The 19,305-nt window shown below is 46.6% G+C and carries 24 protein-coding genes and 1 pseudogene; 5 read left to right on the forward strand and 20 right to left on the reverse strand.

What is annotated here, in order from left to right; translation table 11 throughout:
• Positions 1–2 precede the first annotated feature (2 nt).
• Positions 3–536: an NUDIX domain-containing protein gene (locus BT142_RS14755; RefSeq protein WP_072418955.1), complete on the reverse strand. Its 534-nt coding sequence runs from the start codon at positions 534–536 to the stop codon at positions 3–5.
• A gap of 448 nt (positions 537–984) precedes the next feature.
• Between BT142_RS14755 and BT142_RS14760 the strand changes: the two genes are divergently transcribed.
• Entirely contained in the window at positions 985–1,752 is a 768-nt protein-coding gene (locus tag BT142_RS14760) for a hypothetical protein (protein WP_072418956.1), read from the forward strand.
• Positions 1,753–1,949: 197 nt separating this feature from the next.
• Here the strand turns inward: BT142_RS14760 and BT142_RS14765 are convergent, their stop codons facing one another.
• From BT142_RS14765 to BT142_RS19225, 10 genes are all read right to left on the reverse strand, one after another.
• Entirely contained in the window at positions 1,950–2,627 is a 678-nt protein-coding gene (locus tag BT142_RS14765; protein WP_242940035.1) for a hypothetical protein, read from the reverse strand.
• A 15-nt stretch (positions 2,628–2,642) separates the two neighbouring features.
• Positions 2,643–2,837, reverse strand: a complete 195-nt coding sequence (locus tag BT142_RS19705) for a hypothetical protein (protein ID WP_242871999.1) — start codon at positions 2,835–2,837, stop codon at positions 2,643–2,645.
• 16 nt (positions 2,838–2,853) lie between these two features.
• A complete protein-coding gene (locus BT142_RS14770) occupies positions 2,854–3,582 on the reverse strand; it encodes a flavodoxin (RefSeq protein WP_072418957.1) in 729 nt (242 codons plus the stop codon).
• Between the two features lie 16 nt (positions 3,583–3,598).
• On the reverse strand, positions 3,599–4,627 hold the full coding sequence (locus BT142_RS14775) for an MBL fold metallo-hydrolase (RefSeq protein WP_242940036.1): 1,029 nt from the start codon (positions 4,625–4,627) through the stop codon (positions 3,599–3,601).
• Between the two features lie 94 nt (positions 4,628–4,721).
• The gene (locus BT142_RS14780) at positions 4,722–5,657 is read right to left on the reverse strand and encodes an aldo/keto reductase (RefSeq protein ID WP_072418958.1); all 936 of its coding nucleotides are present in this window, start codon (positions 5,655–5,657) and stop codon (positions 4,722–4,724) included.
• 13 nt (positions 5,658–5,670) lie between these two features.
• Entirely contained in the window at positions 5,671–6,291 is a 621-nt protein-coding gene (locus tag BT142_RS14785; RefSeq protein ID WP_072418959.1) for a TetR/AcrR family transcriptional regulator, read from the reverse strand.
• Positions 6,292–6,293: 2 nt separating this feature from the next.
• Positions 6,294–6,845 carry a flavin reductase family protein gene (locus BT142_RS14790; protein ID WP_072418960.1) on the reverse strand — a complete coding sequence of 184 codons (552 nt, stop codon included), beginning with the start codon at positions 6,843–6,845 and terminating at the stop codon, positions 6,294–6,296.
• A gap of 184 nt (positions 6,846–7,029) precedes the next feature.
• Positions 7,030–7,590 carry a flavodoxin gene (locus tag BT142_RS14795; protein WP_175545507.1) on the reverse strand — a complete coding sequence of 187 codons (561 nt, stop codon included), beginning with the start codon at positions 7,588–7,590 and terminating at the stop codon, positions 7,030–7,032.
• A gap of 116 nt (positions 7,591–7,706) precedes the next feature.
• Positions 7,707–8,273 carry a cyclophilin-like fold protein gene (locus tag BT142_RS14800; protein WP_072418961.1) on the reverse strand — a complete coding sequence of 189 codons (567 nt, stop codon included), beginning with the start codon at positions 8,271–8,273 and terminating at the stop codon, positions 7,707–7,709.
• A gap of 17 nt (positions 8,274–8,290) precedes the next feature.
• Complete coding sequence (locus BT142_RS19225; protein WP_072418962.1) at positions 8,291–9,403, reverse strand: cyclophilin-like fold protein; 1,113 nt, start codon at positions 9,401–9,403, stop codon at positions 8,291–8,293.
• Positions 9,404–9,538: 135 nt separating this feature from the next.
• Here BT142_RS19225 and BT142_RS14810 point away from each other — a divergent pair, with 135 nt between their 5' ends.
• Positions 9,539–10,420, forward strand: a complete 882-nt coding sequence (locus BT142_RS14810; protein ID WP_072418963.1) for a LysR family transcriptional regulator — start codon at positions 9,539–9,541, stop codon at positions 10,418–10,420.
• 40 nt (positions 10,421–10,460) lie between these two features.
• Here the strand turns inward: BT142_RS14810 and BT142_RS14815 are convergent, their stop codons facing one another.
• From BT142_RS14815 to BT142_RS14830, 4 genes are all read right to left on the reverse strand, one after another.
• Positions 10,461–11,627, reverse strand: a complete 1,167-nt coding sequence (locus BT142_RS14815; RefSeq protein ID WP_072418964.1) for an iron-containing alcohol dehydrogenase — start codon at positions 11,625–11,627, stop codon at positions 10,461–10,463.
• 20 nt (positions 11,628–11,647) lie between these two features.
• The gene (locus BT142_RS14820; RefSeq protein WP_072418965.1) at positions 11,648–12,187 is read right to left on the reverse strand and encodes a flavodoxin family protein; all 540 of its coding nucleotides are present in this window, start codon (positions 12,185–12,187) and stop codon (positions 11,648–11,650) included.
• A gap of 44 nt (positions 12,188–12,231) precedes the next feature.
• Entirely contained in the window at positions 12,232–12,819 is a 588-nt protein-coding gene (locus BT142_RS14825) for a DapH/DapD/GlmU-related protein (protein WP_072418966.1), read from the reverse strand.
• 151 nt (positions 12,820–12,970) lie between these two features.
• Positions 12,971–13,150, reverse strand: coding sequence for a hypothetical protein (locus tag BT142_RS14830; protein ID WP_072418967.1), 180 nt, complete (start codon positions 13,148–13,150; stop codon positions 12,971–12,973).
• A 245-nt stretch (positions 13,151–13,395) separates the two neighbouring features.
• Between BT142_RS14830 and BT142_RS14835 the strand changes: the two genes are divergently transcribed.
• Positions 13,396–14,274 (forward strand): hypothetical protein, encoded by an 879-nt coding sequence (locus tag BT142_RS14835; RefSeq protein ID WP_139182256.1) that lies wholly within the window; start codon positions 13,396–13,398, stop codon positions 14,272–14,274.
• 339 nt (positions 14,275–14,613) lie between these two features.
• On the opposite strand, the pseudogene BT142_RS14840 reads toward BT142_RS14835, so the two are convergent.
• Positions 14,614–15,003 (reverse strand): annotated as a pseudogene (locus tag BT142_RS14840) (transposase); the annotation flags it as partial.
• Positions 15,004–15,021: 18 nt separating this feature from the next.
• Between BT142_RS14840 and BT142_RS14845 the strand changes: the two are divergent.
• Entirely contained in the window at positions 15,022–15,204 is a 183-nt protein-coding gene (locus tag BT142_RS14845) for a hypothetical protein (RefSeq protein WP_072418969.1), read from the forward strand.
• A gap of 100 nt (positions 15,205–15,304) precedes the next feature.
• On the opposite strand, the gene BT142_RS14850 is transcribed toward BT142_RS14845, so the two are convergent.
• The 4 genes from BT142_RS14850 to BT142_RS14865 all read right to left on the reverse strand — a co-directional run bounded on the left by BT142_RS14850 (position 15,305) and on the right by BT142_RS14865 (position 17,894).
• Positions 15,305–15,979 carry an NYN domain-containing protein gene (locus BT142_RS14850; RefSeq protein WP_347497747.1) on the reverse strand — a complete coding sequence of 225 codons (675 nt, stop codon included), beginning with the start codon at positions 15,977–15,979 and terminating at the stop codon, positions 15,305–15,307.
• 113 nt (positions 15,980–16,092) lie between these two features.
• On the reverse strand, positions 16,093–17,187 hold the full coding sequence (locus BT142_RS14855) for a MerR family transcriptional regulator (RefSeq protein ID WP_072418971.1): 1,095 nt from the start codon (positions 17,185–17,187) through the stop codon (positions 16,093–16,095).
• A 140-nt stretch (positions 17,188–17,327) separates the two neighbouring features.
• Positions 17,328–17,630, reverse strand: coding sequence for a hypothetical protein (locus BT142_RS14860; protein WP_072418972.1), 303 nt, complete (start codon positions 17,628–17,630; stop codon positions 17,328–17,330).
• Positions 17,631–17,633: 3 nt separating this feature from the next.
• Positions 17,634–17,894 (reverse strand): hypothetical protein, encoded by a 261-nt coding sequence (locus tag BT142_RS14865; RefSeq protein WP_072418973.1) that lies wholly within the window; start codon positions 17,892–17,894, stop codon positions 17,634–17,636.
• Positions 17,895–18,085: 191 nt separating this feature from the next.
• On the opposite strand from BT142_RS14865, the gene BT142_RS14870 reads away from it, so the two are divergent.
• Positions 18,086–19,261 carry an iron-containing alcohol dehydrogenase gene (locus BT142_RS14870; protein WP_072418974.1) on the forward strand — a complete coding sequence of 392 codons (1,176 nt, stop codon included), beginning with the start codon at positions 18,086–18,088 and terminating at the stop codon, positions 19,259–19,261.
• Positions 19,262–19,305: the final 44 nt, after the last annotated feature.

Here is a 19,305-nt window from a genome sequence, read left to right on the forward strand (position 1 = left end):
TCTCACTCCTTCATCAAGTGTCTTGCCCGATACTCTTTTATCATAAGCAGCGTCCTGTATTCCCTCTGATTCCACGCAAGCTCGCCTACATTGTTCAGCATCGCCCGATTCTTGGCTATCGCTTCATCAATGGTGTACAATGCCGTCCGCATACCATATTGCTTTTCCTGTTCGCTGAGCTGCGTTTCTCCACGATCAGCGGACACCTCGCAGAAATACAGTCTGCTGATCTGGTGGAATATTCTGCTCTCGTGATAGCTCTTGAAGTCCCTTCGCTTTTCCTCGATATATCCAAACGGACGAATCGTGTCGAGGATAACGGAGTAACCTGTTTCCTCCCTGATCTCACGGATAAGGGTATCTGCATCGGATTCGCCCTCATCCTGACCTCCGCCGGGCAGCTTGACCTCGCCTTTGTTGTCCTCGATCAGCAATAGTTTGTCTCCAATAAAAACGATACCCCGTACAGCGACTCTTGCCCATACGTCCATATCTTCATCGTAGTCTTTCGCATCTAACAGCAGTAATCGCTCCATAATGACCTCCAAAACATCATTCTGCTACACTTCACCTATTATACTCTAACATACAAACCTTAATTATTACTTAAATTGGATAGGGACTTTATCACTTTTTTGTGGGGTATGCTACCAATAATTATACCAGAGTTTACCCTATAAAGTCAATCGACTAAATAGAAAGAGCTTGATTCTACGTCGAAATCAAGCTCTTATGATTATTACCTATATTTGCCGATATAAGGTTCGCTCTGGATTTGTGTCCTTGGATAGCAGTTATTTTCTTCATAATAAAGCGGAACAGCCAACTTGACTGTTCCGCTATCATAGCCTGCCTATTTGTCTTGGTTTAGAGATACTTCTTTATGGAGCATCACCGAAGTGCGAGGACGTTGACCAGCAGGCACTCACTTACTCCGAGATCAAGGCACTCTGTACCGGTGATGAGCGTATCAAGGAAAAGCTGATGCTTGAAAATGAAGTGAAGGAACTGAGGGTACTTGCTGCGGAACACCGTAACACGGTATTTGAAATGGAGGACAAGATCGCTCGTTTCCCTGAACAGGAACAGAAACTTACGGCTATTCTTGCTGATCTCCATACAGACCGTGAAGCACTCCGTAAGCTCCCGATCGATCCTGAGCGTAAACTGCCTGTATTCAAAATCACCATTGGTGAGACTGAGTACACCGACAGAAAAGAAGCAGCTAAGGCTTTGGAAGATGCGGTGCTGGCTATCAAATATGCCGATACTCCCGTGAAAGTCGGCTCTTTCCAGGGCTTTAACCTGAGCGTTACAGTAAACAGCAACATGATGGGCGGCGGTATGTCGGCTTGCCTGCAAGGTGCCGCTTCACATACCACAAAGCTGATTGAGAGCTTTGCCCATAACCTGAACCGTCTTGAAGCTGCCCTCTACAATATTGACGGTAGAATTGAGAGAACGCAGGATAACCTCGCAAAACTCAGGCTCGATCACGCAGAAGCGCAGAAGATCGTAGCAGAGCCGTTTCCTCAGCAGGAGGAGCTTGACAGCAAAGAGGAAAGGCTGAAAGTCCTGACCGATGAACTGAATCAGGCAGCTATTGAAACTAAAAAGAACGCTCCTAAGCGTGAAAAGACCTGTTACTTTGAAAGGGCTAAGATGAAGCGTGATGCGGCTCGCCTTGCTAAAAAGCCGAGAACTCCGAAGGATAAACCTAAGAGTAAGGATAAGAAGCAAGAAATAGAATAATTAACTTTGAACCCAGTGGATTCAAAGTTAATATAATATGTACTATTAGTATCAATAATAATTCGCTGTATCAAATATATATCTTTCTTATGCAAGATTGATGATTCTTCTATTTTTACATTTTGATAGCAAGGAACAATATAATATACATGATATTGGTACCGACTGATAAAAAGCAAAGGCATATTTTCATGGACTCATGATGACCACAGAGGGTGAGGAGCGTGACCGAGCAGAATGTATCTAGTGCCGTTCTGTATTGCTGTACTCGGTTCTGTTTGGTTTGTGGTCGTTTGTGTGGACGTGCTTTGCGAAGTCTGCCAACTTGAACCGCCAAAGTTTTTTTCTGCATTTTTCTCATTCAATACAGCATTCAGAATAATACCGATGATAATTGCACAGCCCAGCCATACAAGCGGTTTTACCGAATACTTTTTATCTTTATTCTTTTGGGTAACTTCTGACAGCTCAAATCCTGTAAGCACAAAGAACAAAAGCATTGCAATGTTTCGCAGGATAATGAGCCATTTTGCCGTTGTATAGTCAAGAAAAGCAAAGTGCGTCCGGAACGTGATATAATTCACGATCCCGTTTTTCAGAAACAGCCACAGCCCCACGCCCGAAATACCCGTCAGTATCACCTTGAATATCCTTTTGCCCTTTTCGGGCATTTTGGCAGTCATAGCTTTTATGTGCAGACCGCTATGTATTCCCATAAGGATAAATGACCAATAGGACATAGCAAGGTGAAGCGTCCGCGCGGTCATCACATTTATCAGTCCATACATAAATGGAACTGCGTGACCGCTCATTGACATTCCGCTTAGTGCGGTCAAAGCGATAGCCACAAGAAGCAGTGTATTTACCGCCGTCATAACGATACGGTAGGGCTAATACTTGCCCTTGAAAACCGCTTTATACCATTTTCGGTTAAGGATATGGTGGATCACAAGCGTTACCGTCATGCCTATACCCAGCCACTCGTGAAGCACATCGCCCGTCACCTGAAAAGCCATTAAAAACAGCAAGAGAACTGTCAGCACCACATCGACAATCCTTTTGATGATACCTGTCTTTGTCTGCATAACAGTCCCTCCCTGTTTAATTCATGCCGTTGATCCAGTCCTGTATCTCGCTCTCGGAGATATTTGCATCGAGCCTATTGCCATCAAGCCAGTTTCCGCTGCCTGCCTGCGAAGCGAGGTTGCTTCCGCTTCTACCTATACCGCTGCCGCCCGAAGTGCAGAACGGAATGACCGTTTTTCCGTCAAAATCGTGTGCTTCGACAAACGTACTCATCATTCTCGGAGCATCGCCCCACCATATCGGATAGCCAATATAAACAGTCGTGTAACCGTCCAGATCAACGGTATCATTTGCAATAGCCGGGCGCACATTCGGGTCGTTCATCTCGATCGTTGTGCGGCTGTTCTTGTCATTCCAGTCAAGGTCTGCATCGCTGTACAGCTCGGCAGGGATAAGCTCATAAATATCCGCATTTGTAACACTTGCGATACGTTCAGCTACGCCCTTTGTTGTGCCTGTTGCGGAGAAATACACAACGATCGTGTCAGCACCCGTGTTTTCGTCGAAACCATCAGTTTGCGGCTGTTCTGCGGTCTGTTCGGGTGCAGCCTTTTCTTCGTCAGATTGTTCTGATTCGGTCACTTCGGCAGACTGCTCCGTCTGCTGTGATTCTGTTCCCTGCAAATCTGCTTGCGTCTGCGCAGATGTATCTGCTGCCGGAGAGCTGCTGTTGTCGGTGTTGCCGCAGGCTGTAAAGCCGAGCATACAGAATACGGCAGCCAATGAAATAATGACCTTCTTCATTTACCTATCTCCTATATTACTCATAGTCTCTCCACCAGCGTTCATGGAAACTTTCGGAATCATTCAGATACATGGTTTCGCAGAGCTTTGGTGTTATAACTTCAATATTCCTTTCTTCGCAGGCGGCAGTCAGCCTTTCGGGAGAATCGTCCCAGCCATGATCGGAAAGTACGAAAGCTCCCCAGTGGACAGGCATAACAGCCTTTGCGCGAAGTGTTTCGGCAGCAAGGGCGCTCTCTTCGGGGAACATATGCCAGTAGTGCCAGTTGATACTGTACTGCCCACAGTCTGGCATAAACAGATCAAATTCACCGAAACGCTTGTGTATCTCCTCAAAATGTGCGCCGTAGCCGGTGTCGCTGCTTTCGAGTATCTGATGATATTTGTCCTTTAATACCCACGAACAGAAAAGTGTCGTCTGCTGATTATCAAGCGCCCTGCCCGATTTGTGGTTAGCAGGGGTGCAGTATATTTCCAGTCCGTCAAGGTCAAAGCTCTCCCACCACGCAAGGTTCGTTACCTTGCTGTCATCGTCTATCCAGCGTGTGATATGCTTGTCGATACCAAGGTGAACTATGTAGTGAGCGGTCTTGCTTTCAAGCGCTTTTATCGTGTCCATATCAAGGTGATCGTAATGGTCGTGGGTGATAGGCACGGCGTCAATACGGGGAAGATCATCGGCTGTTACGGTCGGCTCGGTAAATCGTGCAGGACCTGCCCATTGTACAGGCGATGAGCGCTTGCTGAACACGGGGTCAACGAGGATATTTTTACCGTTCATCTGTATCAGCGACGAAGAATGTCCCAGCCATGTTATGACCACATCGTCCTCGCTTTCCTTTGCAAAGTCGGGGGTCATCACGGGAAGCCCGGTCTTTGGCGAGGTTTCCTTTGATGATACTCTGTTGTCGGCGTTTATGCCTTCAAGCTCCCACTCGGAGGGGTAATTGAAATGCTTGCCGTCAAAATACCCCTCTGCTCTTTTGGCATAGTCCTCACGGTCTGCTTTGTTCGGTCTGCCGCCGAAAACAGGATATGCCCGCATGAAAATGAGAGCAGCTACTATTACCGCAATTATGATAATTACTATCCAAAGCAAAACTCTCACTGCCCTGTGTTTTTTGATAAACTTCACCCGATCACTTCATTTCCTTTTCCCAGAAGCGTATCACATTCAATCCGAGACCGTCGGCAACGCTCTCAAGATCCTTTACCTCTTCGGCAGTCAGCGTGATATTTGCCGCCTTAACAGCGTCCTCAACGTGGTTCACCTTAGTTACACCGATTATCGGGAGCGTACCCTTTGCGACAGCCCACGCAACAGGCACCTGTGCGATACCCACGCCGTACTTGTCGGCGATCTTGCCGAGAGCCTTGTTCATGACCTCCAGCTTGTCGAGAATTGGGTTGTAGCTGTCTGCTCTTGCCGAGCCTGCGGGCATCGGGTGAGCTGTATCATACTTGCCCGAAAGTGCGCCCTGCTCCAGCACCATATACGAGAAGAACGTGATATCGTTCTCTTTGCAGTAGTCCAAAATGCCCGAATCCTCCGAGGAACGGTTGATAAGGCTGTAATGGTTTTGTACAGCCGAGAGTTTCAAGCCATGTGCCGCAAGTATCTCTGCTGCCTGCTTTATTTCCGCAAGGTTGTGATTTGATACACCGATCAGCGGTACATTGTCCTTGCCCTCGAAATATTTCGCAAGTTCCTCTATCCACTTAGGAGCGTCCCATACGTTGTGGATCCAGTAAATATCAAAGCGGTCAAGCTCCATAAGTTTAAGCTGCATTTCGATCATGTCTTTCATAGCTGTCGGAGACGAACCGTCTGCACACTGCGGTGTGAACTTATCGGAAATCAGATAACTCTCTCTTGGCAAGCTCTTTACAAAGCCTGCAAGCATCTTCTCGGAAGTGCCCATACCGTAGGCATAAGCGGTATCCCACAGGTTCAGACCATTCTCCATAGCCTTGTCGAAGATCGGGCGGAGAGTATCAGCCGTCAGGCTGCCGCCGAATGTTCCGTCATTGCCCCAAGCCCACGCACCGAGGGCGATCTTTGGTAAATTAGTCATAGCGATTACCTCCTTAAATTTTTCTGCTTAATAACTGCAGCACACAGGAATAAATGATCTCGTAAATGCTGTGCATCTTGAAATCTAATTTTGCTTCACGCATGGCATCAAGCTGTTTTTGTGTTGCGACCGAATACGGATACACTCCGAACAGGAACGGAAAGAATACAAATATAAAGCTCTCGCAGTCTGTTTCGGGGAAAAACTTTTTGACACAGGCTCTCACCGCATCAAGTGATGCACCGTAAGCCGCCTTGAACTCTGTTAGCCGTTCAGGTCGGGAATGCTCCTCCATATCGTAATGATTCATGGCAAGCAGTTTCAATAGCTGCTGCCGCTTTTCAAGGGAATGCGCAAGTGCCGATGCAAAATCCTCCGCAGACATTGCGCTGTTTTCATCGGCAAGAGAAACAAGCTCCGCCGCCCACAGCTCATATTCACGCTGCATCAGGGCAAGGAAAATTTCCTCCTTTGTCTGAAAATAATTGTATATGGACGGACGGGAGAAGCTGGTCTCCACGCTGATCTCTTTGAGAGTGATCTCCTTGAAGCTCATGACCTGATAGAGCTTTTCGCAGGCGTTTACGATCTCCTCCTTGCGTGAAGCTGTCAGCTCCGGTGAACCCTTTGGCATTGTTAAGCCTCCTTGTTTTTGAAGCTCAGGCATTTGCCTACCACATCGCCTGTCCTCAAATACTGGTAATTGGGGAACTCGAACAGCACAGGTCTGACCTTTGTGTAATCGGGCTTGCCCTTGTCGTTCAGGCAGCTTTCCTCAACGTAGGTGTTGTCTATGGTGCAGATAAAGCTCTCGAAATTCGGTGTTTTATAAATATCGGCAACAGTACACTCCAATGTGAGATTTGCCGCCTTAATAATAGGTGTGCCGTTTTCGCCAACCTCATATTCAAAAAGCTCTGACTTGTCATTCTTTGCACCTGTAACAGAACCTGAAACATCAACAGCGGGCAGCATTTCCTCAGTCACAAGACTGATCGACAGCTTGCCGTTATCCTTGATAACATGATTGATAAAATGCGGCTCTGCAAGGCTCACAAGAATGCGGTCATGACCGATGATACCGATGTGTGCAACAAGTGTCCATGTGGGCTTGTCACCGTTCATTGCTCCGATCACAGTCACAGGTGTGGGGTAGAGTGCCAACTTGGTTTCAATGCTCTTTTTCATAAAGATCACTCCTATTGTTTATTCTGACACAGTGTCATTATAAGTATTATATCGCTATTCTGACACGGTGTCAATATATTTTAGCTGATTTTTCAAAAATCATTATATTCTACAAATTTAACATTTGTCATTTATGAAAAATAACCAAAGGTTTTGCAAAAGACTGATAGATTTGCTTATTAACTCATTTGGACAATTGTTCCTTCACAAACTCCCTTATACTGTTTTCCTCATCAGAAACAGAGCCGCCTTTGACAGACCGAGCCTCAACAACATTCGCATCGGGTTCAAGCTCTCTGATAGTTTTAACAGTAGATGAATAACCGCTGCCCTCGTGAGTTATGAATACATAGATATTCTTTCCAGAAAGATCGTATTCCTCAAAGAATGAATATACGGGCATCGGGAGATCTGCCCACCAGTTGGGGAAGGCAAGCCATATCGTGTCATAGTCGTCGATATTTTCAAAGCCGTATTTCAGCTTCGGTCTCTTGTTATCCGCCTGCTCCTGCTTTGCCTGATCAACTGTGGCATCATAATCAACGGGATAACTTTCCTCCGATACTATCTCAAATACCTCGCAGTCAGCTTCATCGGCGATCCATTCAGCCATAAGCTGTGCATTGCCCTTTAGTTCACCGTCGATGCGGTTGAGACTTGCACTTGTAACTGCGTCAATATCACTCGGAAAATCTGTGTTGCCGACCCGACTGAAATAAACTGCTGCCGATTTGTTTATAGGCACAGTTTTCACATCTTTATTATTATCTGAAGAGTCTCCGCAGGCTGTCAGAAGCACTGCCGCAATAGTCATTGATATAATAATAGCTGTATTGTTCCCGTTCATGACCGTATCTCCCTTCATTCGGCAAGTTCTATCCTTACTTCATAGTTGCCGTCCAGACTGCTGATTGTTTCAAGCGGACAAGTTATCACCCCGATATTCACCTGATAGCCGTATTGCTCCGAGGATTCCTCGTCCTCAAAAAGAATGGTGAAATATGGTGCATTGGTAGCATAATCAATATCGCCGTTAAGCCAGCCGTAGTGGACTTCATCCTCGTTATATGGAAGCTCCTCTGTAACACCGCAAAAATCATGGGAATATCTGCTGACACTTTGCGTATACGGCAGCTTGGCGATAAGTGCCTTAGCAGTCTCGGAATCATTCAGCACCCCGGGAATGACCGTATCACCGAAATACATATTTATTTTTGTACCATTCTCCATTGGCTTCCTTGTGGGCATTGTTTTGTCCTCTGTCTGCATATCTGCATTATCCTTTGCGACAGCTTCACCACCTTGTGCGGCTGAAGCAGTCGAATTGCCGGCGGCTGTTTCTTCCGATGACGATTCTGAACTTCCGCAGGCAGTAAGAAGTGTTCCTGCCATTATAATTGCTGCGGCGATAGTTATTGCTTTTTTCATTCTGGTTCCTCCTTCGTTTATTCCAAACTGATCGTTAATGATACATCTTCGCTGCCAAGCAGCTCTTCCATAGAACGTCCGGAGCTGTCTGTGATGTGTCCGAGCCTTGTGTAGCTCCATGAATTAGAACCGTAGAATACCACGATCTGATCTCCCGAATACAGCACGATGTCTCCCGAGCTTGTTGTGGTCTGCACATCTTCCCTCGGCAGACTTGTTCCGATAGAGCCTACCTGCTCAAAACCGCCGTACATTGACATTTGGATAGTCAGTCCACCGTTTTGGCAAAGGTCTTTCAGCGCTTTGACAGAAGCATTATCCTCCCAGTCAACAGTGACCGGTATTCCTGCTATTTCCATTTTCAATGAAAATTCCTCCTCCGGAATGATCTCGGTTGTTGTGACTTCTTCGCTTTGAGCAGGCGGCTCAGTCACAGGCGGTTGATCGGAGGTCGTAGTCTGCTCTTTGGTGGCTGTTGTGGTGGTAGTACTTGTTGTAGTTGTAGTAGTTATGGTTGTAGGTGCTGCTGACGTAGTTGTGGCAGATGTAGTGCTTGTAGTTGTAGTTATTGCAGCGGCAGTGGCTTCCGTCCTTGTCTGTTTGGTGGTGATTGCAGAAGTTGTTTCGGAAACCGTTTCATTTTCTGACGTGTTTGGCACGGGAGTAACATTATGACTGTCTGCATCGGCAGAGAACCTCACGGTCACATTCCCATTTCCAAGCACTTCTTCAAGCCCGGTGGTATTCTCAATATATCCTATGTCGGTGTATGAATATCCGCTTGAAAAGCTGTCATAGAACAACACAAGGCAGTCATCACCGTACAGCTTTATATCACCCTTGCTGATATGCCCTGCAACCTTGCTGCTTGCAGTAAAGCTGTCGGTAAAATTGTAATACTTCTCATTACCGTTGAGTTCATTCATATCAAGCTCCAACGGCAGACGTGAATACAGCTCATCTGCTGTTTTGTTATCGTAAAGAACGACTGTAAAGCTCCTTCCATTCACCATAAGAGTCATACTCCTGTCCGACACCTTTTCCTGTCTTGAAACAACAAAGACTATCACTGATATGATTATCGCAGCAGCGGCTGTTATAGTTATCAGTATCGGTTTTGACATTTTCATCCGATCGCCTCCCGGTTCGTTTTTTATATTGTATCACAGAATTGGTCAAATTACAAATACCTATATTAAATACAGCAATATGCTTGACAGTTATATTGATTCGTGGTATAATCAATATAGAATGGAGGTCGGATAATGGATATTCGTGTACTGAAATATTTTCTCGCAGTGGCAAGAGAACAGAGCTTTTCGGTTGCAGCCGAGCGGCTTTACCTGTCACAGCCCACTCTGTCACGCCAGATCAAGGAGCTTGAGGACGAGCTTGGCACACAGCTTCTGATCCGAAGCAGCAAGGGTGTTACACTCACCGAGGAAGGCTTAATACTCCGTGCAAGAGCCGAGGAGATCAAGGAACTTCTGGACAAGACCGAGCAGGAAGTCCGCAAAAGCGGAGAGCAAGTTTCGGGTATGGTGTACATAGGCGCAGGGGAGACATATGCTGTCAAGCTGATAGCCGATACAGCAAAAAAACTGAATGCCTATTATCCCGATATACAGTACAGCATTTACAGTGCTGATGCAAGCGATGTGCTTGAAAAGCTGGATAGGGGTCTGCTTGATTTCGGAATCGTGTTCCAGAATGTGGATACTTCAAAATACAACACTGTCCCACTGCCGCTGAAAGACACCTTCGGTGTGCTGATGCGCAAGGATTCTCCGCTTGCAAAAAAGGAAAACGTAACTCTTTCCGACCTCAAAGGTCAGCCGCTTATCATTCCGAGACAGCCCAATCACAACTCCATGTTTCTCGATATGCTGGGCATTGATGAGGAGAACGTTCAGATCACGGCGCAGTACAATCTTCTGTACAACGGCTCCGTTATGGCAAGCGAGGGAATGGGATATTGCATTTGTATAGACCGCCTTATCAACGTGACGGGTGACAGCAATATGTGCTTCAAGCCCTTTTCTCCTGCGATAGAAGCAAGCAGTTCCTTTGTCTGGAAGCGCAACGCAGTCTTTTCGAGAGCGGCGGAGAAATATCTGCTGGAATTTACCCGAAATCTGAAAGCATAAATAAACGCCATACCGTATAGCTGCGGTATGGCGTTTGATATTACATACTTGCTTTCAGAACCTTGACGACCTCGTCACGGTCAAGCACCTTGTAGCCGCCGTCCAGAATGATCGTGCCGTCTGCGATACCCTCGATCATATCGTCCGTAACGCCCAGCTCGGAGATCTTCATCACAAGACCAAGCTCTTTCATCCAGTTTTCCATTGCTGCAAGACCAGCCTCGGCAAGCTGTTCGTCAGTTTTACCATCGGGAGAAATGCCCCAGACCTCTGTTGCAAATCTCGCAAACTTTTTCAGACCGTAAGGCATGATATATCTGTAGTACGGCAGTGATACCGCCGCAAGTGTCATTCCGTGTGTCGCATCGGTATACGCACCTACAGACTGACCGAGCATATGCACCATCCAGTCGGTAGACTTGCCCCGTGAAACAAGCGTGTTGAGTGCCCACGTTGCCGTCCACATGATGTTGGAGCGTGCTTCGTAATCCTGCGTATCTTTCACGGCAATACGGCTTGCGTGGATAAGACCTCTCATCAGACCCTCGCTGATATAGTCGGAGGTGTTGTCGTCCTCGCCCGAAAAATACTGCTCGCATATATGGTTCATGATGTCATAAATACCTGCGACCATCTGATATTTCGGCAGGGTCATGGTGTATCTCGGATTGAGGATAGAGAACCTCGGCATAACGTCGTCACCAAACACATGACCGATCTTCAAATGCTGCTCGTGATTTGTAATGACCGAACCGCCGTTCATCTCCGAGCCTGTTCCTGCCATTGTCAGCACGCAGCCTACAGGAACGATCTCGCAGTCAGGCTCTTCAAAGCGGATATAATATTTCTCCCACGGGTCATCATCGCAGTGAACAGAGACCGAAACCGCCTTTGAGTAGTCACAAACAGAGCCGCCGCCGACAGCAAGGATAAAATCTGTCTTATTCTCACGGGCGATCTTCACGCCCTCTCTGAGCTTGTCAACTGTTGGGTTCGGCATAACGCCCGAGACCTCGGCAACATTCTTGCCGCATTCTTTAAGAATGGCTGTGATCTCGTCATACAGTCCGCTTTTTTTGATAGAACCTCCGCCGTAAACAAGCAGGATATTCTCTCCGTACTTTTTCATCTCGTCTTTGAGAAAGCCGAGGGACTCCTCACCAAAATAGAGCCTGGTCGGGTTGTGATAGCTGAAATTTCCTAACATGATACATACCTCCGTATAAATTATATTTTTCTGCCCATATCAAACGCTTTTTGCAATACGGGATCTCCCTTGATATCGCCCATATCTGTCACACCGCCGCAGAACAGAGTGCCAGCTAATCTTGCTTTTTCAAAGCAGTCTACCCAGCCCTCAATGCCGGAAAATGCCTTTTGCGGAACATATTCCTCATCTTCCGCTGCTGCTGCAAGTGCATAGACCTCACGAAACTGATAATCCGAAGGAAACAGCGGATTTGCTCTGTCAAGCATTGTTTTCAGCGCACCGCTCATTTCGTAGTAGTAGATCGGTGTAGCAAATACCAGAACATCGGCATGAAGCATTTTCTCACGGATAGTATCTGCATCATCATGCATAAAGCAGCGCTTCGTCTTTTGACAGACAAAGCAGCCGATGCAGAATTTGATTTCCTTATCCCGCAGGGAGATAACCTCTGCATCGTGTCCTGCCGCCCTTGCTCCTTCTGCAAATGATAAAGCAAGCTGCTCAGAGTTGGCGTTTTTTCGCAGACTTGACGAGATCACAAGTATTCTTTTACTCATAATATCCTAACCTCTCATATATAATTTATGGTCACATTTTCTGTTCAAAGTACATCAGCAGACTTTGGCATATCATAAATACTCCTCACCACCCTCGCAGGACTGCCAACGGCTATCATATTTTCGGGAATATCCTTCGTCACCACCGAACCCGCACCGATGACCGCATTATCGCCAATTGTGACACCTGAAAGGATAGTGGAATTTGAGCCTATCCAGACATTTTTGCCGATGTGAATGGGCTTTGGTATCAGGTCGTGGCGTTCTTCCGGGAGAAGTCCGTGATTGAGTGTTGCAAGCACAGTGTTGTGACCGATCAGCGCACCATCGCCTATCCAGATACCGCCCTGATCCTGAAACTTACAGCCTGCATTGATGAACACGCCCTTGCCGAGATGGATATTCTTTCCGCAGTCGGTATAAAACGGAGGAAACAGCCCGACCTCCACAGGCGCACCGACAAGCTCGCTCATCAGCACATTTATTTCATCAGGTGTGTGGTAGCGGCTGTTGATCTCCATTGTGATACGGATCGCATCTTGACTTAACTTGTGCATTGTTTGATGAACACCGCACTCCGCCGTGACCTGTTTGCCGCTGTTCATGTATTCGAGAAATTCTTCCGTTGTCATTGCTGTGTCCTCCATGTGTGATTATTTCAGATAGTCGTTATAAAACGCTTCAAGATTGTCAAACGGGATAGCGTGATTCACACCACCGTCATAGAGGTCGGTATGTGAAGCCCCCTCGATTACAAGCAACTGTTTGTTTTCTGAATAAGGGTTATCCTTTATAGTCAAGGCAGTCGATACGGTCATTATACTTGTGAACACTGTCAAGGAGCGTTTGTCGATGGCTTTTCAGAAAACGGTCAAGTGCCTGGTAATGTCCGCTTTCGATCATGTTCAGGCATTTCGCAATTCTTTCATCGTCCAAGCCCATATCCCTGAGATTTTCGGTCATGACCGCTGTTTTGTCGGCTGCGTTTGTCTTGTTCTCGCCTCCGTGTGATTTGCTATCATTAGTATAGCACAGTTTCGCAGAAATGTAAAATACCTATTCCGAATAGCTTGCTATTCTTGACATAAATAGCAAAACAGATTATAATGATGATATAAACGATCCTTACCTTTGAACACCTTGTAGATATAAGCGTGGGAAGCGGACTTTTGTTTCCGTCCCATAAGCAGAAGTTTATCTCTCAGATCATGACGAGCAAAACTCCGGCAAGAAAATGTGAAGATGTGGACCAGCAGGCTCTTACATACTCTGAGATCAAGGCTCTCTGTACGGGAGATGAGCGTATCAAGGAAAAGCTCATGCTTGAAAACGATGTAAGGGAACTGAGGGTTCTCGCTGCGGAACATAGAAACACGGTGTTTGAGATGGAGGACAGGGTTGCTCGTTTCCCCGAACAGGAACAGAGATTGACCGCTATCCTCAACGATCTGCATACTGACCGTGAAGCACTCCGCAAGCTCCCGATTGATCCAGAGAGAAAACTGCCCGTATTTAAGATCACCATTGGTGAGACAGAATATACCGACAGGAAAGAAGCAGCAAAGGCTCTTGAAGATGCGGTATTGGCTATAAAGTACGCCGATACGCCTGTTAAGGTCGGCTCGTTCCAGGGCTTTGATCTGACAGTTACAGTCAACAGCAATATGATGGGCGGTGGTATGTCGGCTTGTCTGAAAGGTGCCGCTTCACATACTACGAAGCTAATCGAGAGTTTTGCCCATAACCTGAACCGCCTTGAAGCTGCCCTCTACAACATTGACGGCAGAATAGAGCGTACTCAGGCTGATCTTGCAAAGCTCAGGCTTGACCATGAAGAAGCAAAAAAGATCGTAGCAGAGCCGTTCCCGCAGCAGGAGGAGCTTGACAGCAAAGAAGAAAGGTTGAAAGTCCTGACCGATGAGCTGAATCAGGCAGCGATCGAAGCAAAGAAGAACGCTCCGAAGCGCGAAAAGACTTGCTACTTTGAACGGGCTAAGATGAAGCGTGATGCCGCAAGGCTCGCTAAGAAGCCGAGAACTCCGAAGGATCAGACAAAGAGCAGGAGCAAGAAGCAAGGAATTGAATAAGCAACTTTGAACCCAGACCTGCAATAAAAAGTCAATAGGAAAACCAAATGTTTCACAAAACTTTCACAATAGAAAAAATAGGTACGACAACAAGACCGCCGAAGCAGTCTGAAAAATAAAATTCAATTGAAACCGTCCGGCAGCCTTGACAGAACATCATAAAAATGCTCTGTGTGTCGTGCCGACGGTTGTCTTAGCTGTCGCACGACCTGAACTCATGAATAGATGTAGTCAGTCACCGTCGGGGCAGCTATTGCAGCATTTTTATGATAACCTGTCAAGGTCAAGCGGCTTTGCCGTGCCTGCAATTACCTCTGGTTCGGAATCTATGAATAGATGCTATTGTTTGGGCATAACTTCCTTGATCCTTGCGTAGTAAATGCGAAGAAATTTGTGTGCAGCGGCTATCATATAGACCTTGTATGGCTTTCCCTCAGTACGTTTCTTTTCAAGGAATTGATATACCGGTTCGTCTTTTGGTTGCCTTTGAAGATATACTCCTATCACCTGAAACAGAGTCTTCCTCAGAGCCGGAGAGCCTCGTTTAGATATGCTTCTTGACCTTGTATCGACGGTTCCTGATTGATGAGGAGGCGGATCTATCCCCGCCATAGCAACAAGTGCTTTCCCACTGTGCAGCTTTCTTATGTCGCCTATTTCAGCGATAAGCTGTGAGCCGAGTATTTTACCAACACCATACATATCCATGACAGCTTCATATTCAGGCAACTCGGTGCATTTGAGAACATGATAATCAAGGACGATTGGTGTGCGATCCGCTACACGGTCAAGATCAAGAATCTCGACACGGGTGAGGAGATCCTTCAGAACACCATGGAGTTCGTCAAGTTCAAGATGAACCCCGAACCTATCGGTGTGCGTGTTGTCGAAGGCTGGGCACTCTCCGATATTAACATCGGCGCACAGTGATCTTGCCTGCGGAATCAGTATTACAACAGACACGGGATGACAGATGAGTTTGCTGTCCTGTGACGTAAAGCGGTCAACCTCGCAAGGCTGATCGCTTCTGTTATCTTTGTATCTCGATCTCAAACTTCCCCTCGGAGTTCACCTTGAGCCGCAAGGTCTTGACATACCGATTGCAGAAATTCTCCATTTCCTTCATGGTAGCGGTCACTCTTGTGGCTTCGTAAATCTTGTGGGTAAGGTCCAGAGGGTTCTCACCGACAAGCGAGGGCAAATGCTTTTCAAGCTCCGCAAACAGGACGGCTCGCTTCATGTCTTCCGTTCCTGCGGTGCAGAAATCATCTATGGCACAGTAGTAGATACCGTGCTGTGCGAGGGCGTTCTTGATCGCCGTTCCGCACTTCTCGTATTCGTACATAACGAGAAACTTCGCTTTTGGCAGGCTCTCGATGAGTCCCCAAAAGTCGGAATCACTCGACACAATGATAAATGATGTGATGCCGTCACGGTAAAAGTCCGTGACTACGCTTGCTGTCATTCGCACATCGACCAGGGACTTTCGGTCGGTCACACGGTCGATCTCGATATGCTCGGTGGGTATCTGCGTGAATTTGGAGAGCCAGTCCCAGCCTGCTGTGGTGTGCGGATCGTCATAGAGCGTTATTTTCTCGATCTTGGCAAGTTCATCTTGATTTAAGCCTTTCAGCACACTGTACAGCTTGTACGGATCGGAATTCTCACAATCGACGGCGATCGCAGTTTTCTCGGCGCTGTCGATATAATTATATGGTTATCCCTTTTCCTCACCATAACACAAAATTCCACATCTAACCAATCAATATTACTGCACCGATTTTAGAGAGTTGTTGTGAGGTGTTGCCTTAATAATTTTTATTCCCTCACCATAACATAGTAACTGCTTTCTCTTCCGCCGAAACGGTAGTCACCGCTTTTCCACTCTATTATGAGATATTCTTTTCCGCCAAAGGATCTTATCTCATATGCGCAGGCATTGCTGTTCCACTTGCGAAGCCAGAAGCCCCTTGTCCATACACTCTTGTCATCACCGCTTATGACCTCGTCACCATAGACCGCAGTTATATGACCGCCCTCGCTGAATTCTATCTCCTTAAAGTAAAAGTCGATCATATAGTTCCACGCACCCTTGGGCGGATTTTCATAAGGTATGAAATCCTCCTTGGCAAGATCTGTCGGGTCGAAATAGCACATCGCTTTCCACTTGCCAATAACCTTCTCATCGGGGATAAAGGGCTTGTTTATGTCGTCCTTCCTTGCGATCTGATTTCTTGTATAGTGTACGCTGTCGAGCTTTCTTAAAGCTATCGCCGTGGTCTCGCCTGTTTCGGGGTAGTCCTGCGATTTGAAATCAACTATCATATACATATCGTCGCCGCGCTGCTCAAGGCGGTAGTCATTGACATAGCGACTTACTCCGTCATCATAGATAAGCTTTCCCTTTGTCCAGCCAAAGCACCAGTAGAATTCGCCATTTGGCAGAAAGTAGAGGTGTCTGCTCCCGTCACCGAGCAATAAAGTCGGGTAATTCTCTCCGTCACCGTGCTCGCCCAGAACGAGCCACCTGCCGATGACCTGCTCGTCATTTATAAAAGGCAGGTCTGTGTTTTCTGTCAGGGCTGTAAATTTCTGTTCCATAATAATACCTCCGTTAATCTTGTTTTTTAGGCTTTCAAGATCACGAAGCTGCTTTTCAAGTACAGCTTTTTTATCTGCAAATAACCGGTCGATGTTTTCATCGTAATACAGCATATCCCTTATTTCAGATAGCGAAAAGCCCACCGCTTTCAGCTCAGAAATACGTTCAAATATGACTGCCTGCGATCTGTCATAATAGCGGTATTCGGTAAAACGGTCGATATAAACGGGCTTGAGAAGCCCTATTTTGTCATAATGCCGAAGCACAGATATCTTCGTCCCGCAAGCCCTTGCAAAATCACCTATCTTCATGATCTTTCGCTCCTTGTTCTTTCTTTGTAAGGTACCTTATGTGCATATTATAAACCTGATGTTAGGTTTAGAGTCAATGGATTTCTCAAAAAAATCTGCATAAACTTTTTATCACATTATAGTGCATATTTATCAAAAAGTCAATCATCTGAAAAGAAAAAGGGGCTGTTGCACACCCCAAGCTGTTTGATGTTTTCGTGGTCGTACCACTCGATGTTATGCAGGTTTTTAAGCTCAAACCGTATCAGATCATCAGTCTTTTTGAACTTCTGCATCAGCACGGTTCGCAGCTTACACAAATATCGTATGGCAGTAGCATCACGGTCGGCTTTGAGCTTGTCTATCAGCTCGGCACATTCCCCATAGCTTGCGGTGAGTGCCGACATTCGGACACCGATCATATAGGCGATCGTGGTTACTACCTCTTTGGTATCAACGGTCAAGGTTTATCCTCCTTTATCGCTTGTACATTCGATATGTTTATCAATGACCGTCATTATCTCGTTAAGCCGACTTTCTCCGATACCTTTGATCTTGCTCAGATCGGCTCGTAAGCTGTCATAATCATTGGGGTGCGTTTCCTCCTCGGCTCTCTGATAGCCCTGAGCAAAGACATTTCTCACGAAAGTCTCCATTTCGGCACGGTTCATTGATTTGATCTGCTTGTATAATGCACGGTTTACTAATTCTTCGTTTTCGTTATCCATTGCATTTCACCTCCGATCTGCTCTATATCCTGATTATAGCACAAATGGCGGTATATTGCAATTAAAAGGGTGTGAAAAAGTGTGCAGAGATTGACTTTTTCGGGGCGGTTTGGTATAATAAGAAGTAGAGATAGCCCAAATCACGACTATTTCTTAGACGTAAAAAAATCACTATTATCGGGAGGTCGGTTATGAAAGATTTTGTTTTCAGCAACACAACAAAGGTTTATTTCGGCAAGGATCAGCTTCATCATCTGAGTGAGGAGATAGCCAAGTTCGGCAAGAAAGTCCTGCTCGTTTACGGCGGCGGTTCTATCAAGAAGATCGGCTTGTACGATAAGGTGATCGCAGAGCTGAAAAAGGCTGATATGACGGTGTTTGAGCTTGGCGGTGTTGAGCCGAATCCGCATCACACTACCGTCAACAAGGGTGCTGCACTCTGCAAGAAAGAGTGCATTGATGTTCTTCTTGCAGTCGGCGGCGGCTCGACGATCGACGCAACAAAGGCTATGGCTGCGACTGCAAAATATGAGGGTGACGACTGCTGGGACATCATCACAGGCAAGGCGTTCGTTCCCGACAATCTGCCTATCGTAGCGGTGCTTACCCTTTCCGCAACTGGTTCCGAAATGGACATCGGCGGTGTTATCAGCAATGTTGAACTGAACGAAAAGCAGCCTATTTTCGGACCGACATTAAGACCGAACGTATCTTTCCTCGATCCTACAAATACATTCAGCGTCAACGCATACCAAACCGCAAGCGGAAGTGCGGATATTATGGCGCACGTTTTTGATGTGGCATATTTCACCGATCAGGAAGAAATGGATATGCTTACCCGTATGCAGGAGGAGGTGCTGAAAACCGTAGTCAAGTACGCTCCCGTTGCTATCGAAAAGCCCGATGATTACGAGGCACGTTCAAATCTGATGTGGGCATCGAGCTGGGCGCTCAACGGTTTCCTGTTCAGCGGTGTTTCTCAGGATGCTATCGCTCACATGATCGAGCATGAGCTTTCCGCTTTCTACAACATCACCCACGGTCACGGACTTGCTATCATCATTCCGAGATGGCTGACCTATATCCTCAGCGATAAAACTGCACCGAAGATCAAGCGTTTCGGTGTGAATGTCCTCGGCGTAGATGCTTCTCTTTCCGATATGGACGGAGCTAAGGCAGCTATCGCAGCTCTTGAGAAATTCTACTTTGAGACACTCGGACTTCAGAGCCGTCTGAGCGACCTCGGCATTGACGATAAGAATTTCGCGCTCATGGCAAAGAAAGCCTGCGGCGCAAAGGGCAAGCTGGTCGGATTTACAACACTTACCCCTGCCGATGTTGAAGAGATCTTCAGGATGTCTTTATAATATTTCAAACACGGATAGACCGTCCTCATTAGACGGCTATCCGT

The sequence above is a fragment of the Ruminococcus sp. YE71 genome, from assembly GCF_900119155.1.
Taxonomy (GTDB): Bacteria; Bacillota; Clostridia; order Oscillospirales; family Ruminococcaceae; genus YE71.

Coding starts and splice junctions, on each gene's coding strand:
- BT142_RS14855 (WP_072418971.1), bottom strand. CDS start 17,187: ATGAAGATAGGTGATTTTGCAAGGGCTTGCGGGACGAAGATATCTGTG.
- BT142_RS14790 (WP_072418960.1), bottom strand. CDS start 6,845: ATGAAAAAGAGCATTGAAACCAAGTTGGCACTCTACCCCACACCTGTG.
- BT142_RS19705 (WP_242871999.1), bottom strand. CDS start 2,837: ATGCAGACAAAGACAGGTATCATCAAAAGGATTGTCGATGTGGTGCTG.
- BT142_RS14870 (WP_072418974.1), top strand. CDS start 18,086: ATGAAAGATTTTGTTTTCAGCAACACAACAAAGGTTTATTTCGGCAAG.
- BT142_RS14815 (WP_072418964.1), bottom strand. CDS start 11,627: ATGTTAGGAAATTTCAGCTATCACAACCCGACCAGGCTCTATTTTGGT.
- BT142_RS14770 (WP_072418957.1), bottom strand. CDS start 3,582: ATGAAGAAGGTCATTATTTCATTGGCTGCCGTATTCTGTATGCTCGGC.
- BT142_RS14835 (WP_139182256.1), top strand. CDS start 13,396: ATGACGAGCAAAACTCCGGCAAGAAAATGTGAAGATGTGGACCAGCAG.
- BT142_RS14865 (WP_072418973.1), bottom strand. CDS start 17,894: ATGGATAACGAAAACGAAGAATTAGTAAACCGTGCATTATACAAGCAG.
- BT142_RS19225 (WP_072418962.1), bottom strand. CDS start 9,403: ATGAAAATGTCAAAACCGATACTGATAACTATAACAGCCGCTGCTGCG.
- BT142_RS14775 (WP_242940036.1), bottom strand. CDS start 4,627: ATGCGGGCATATCCTGTTTTCGGCGGCAGACCGAACAAAGCAGACCGT.
- BT142_RS14780 (WP_072418958.1), bottom strand. CDS start 5,657: ATGACTAATTTACCAAAGATCGCCCTCGGTGCGTGGGCTTGGGGCAAT.
- BT142_RS14785 (WP_072418959.1), bottom strand. CDS start 6,291: ATGCCAAAGGGTTCACCGGAGCTGACAGCTTCACGCAAGGAGGAGATC.
- BT142_RS14800 (WP_072418961.1), bottom strand. CDS start 8,273: ATGAAAAAAGCAATAACTATCGCCGCAGCAATTATAATGGCAGGAACA.
- BT142_RS14825 (WP_072418966.1), bottom strand. CDS start 12,819: ATGACAACGGAAGAATTTCTCGAATACATGAACAGCGGCAAACAGGTC.
- BT142_RS14830 (WP_072418967.1), bottom strand. CDS start 13,150: ATGACCGAAAATCTCAGGGATATGGGCTTGGACGATGAAAGAATTGCG.
- BT142_RS14845 (WP_072418969.1), top strand. CDS start 15,022: ATGATAATCAAGGACGATTGGTGTGCGATCCGCTACACGGTCAAGATC.
- BT142_RS14760 (WP_072418956.1), top strand. CDS start 985: ATGCTTGAAAATGAAGTGAAGGAACTGAGGGTACTTGCTGCGGAACAC.
- BT142_RS14755 (WP_072418955.1), bottom strand. CDS start 536: ATGGAGCGATTACTGCTGTTAGATGCGAAAGACTACGATGAAGATATG.
- BT142_RS14810 (WP_072418963.1), top strand. CDS start 9,539: ATGGATATTCGTGTACTGAAATATTTTCTCGCAGTGGCAAGAGAACAG.
- BT142_RS14820 (WP_072418965.1), bottom strand. CDS start 12,187: ATGAGTAAAAGAATACTTGTGATCTCGTCAAGTCTGCGAAAAAACGCC.
- BT142_RS14765 (WP_242940035.1), bottom strand. CDS start 2,627: ATGACGGCGGTAAATACACTGCTTCTTGTGGCTATCGCTTTGACCGCA.